Source organism: Dietzia sp. PP-33, from assembly GCF_033790845.1.
In the GTDB taxonomy this organism is placed as follows: Bacteria; Actinomycetota; Actinomycetes; order Mycobacteriales; family Mycobacteriaceae; genus Dietzia.
The window spans coordinates 1-243 of sequence record NZ_JAMYEI010000041.1 but is presented as its reverse complement, the minus strand read 5'-3'; the positions used below and the strand labels follow the sequence as shown (position 1 = coordinate 243).

General features: G+C 71.2%; 1 protein-coding gene. It reads right to left on the bottom strand.

Going from position 1 to position 243, the window contains the following annotated elements:
- Positions 1–155: 155 nt before the first annotated feature.
- A partial coding sequence (locus NJE57_RS19965; protein ID WP_319030232.1) for a nucleoside-diphosphate kinase occupies positions 156–243 on the bottom strand: 88 nt, incomplete at its 5' end.

Sequence of the window (243 nt, the reverse complement as noted above, 5' to 3'; positions counted from 1 at the left end):
GGGGTGTTCCGGGCCGCGGATGGCGGGCGCCCGGTACCGGGGCTCACGGGTGTTCCGCTCGCCGCGAATACGGGCTTCGCCCATTGTCCCACACACGCCGACGATCCGTCGCCGCGCGGGCGCGGGCAGTCGCGGTGGCTGGGGACGATCCCGGATCAGAGGTCGGGGAACCAGAGCCCGATCTCACGCGCTGCGGACTCCTCGGAATCCGACCCGTGCACCAGGTTGAACTGGGTCTCCAGA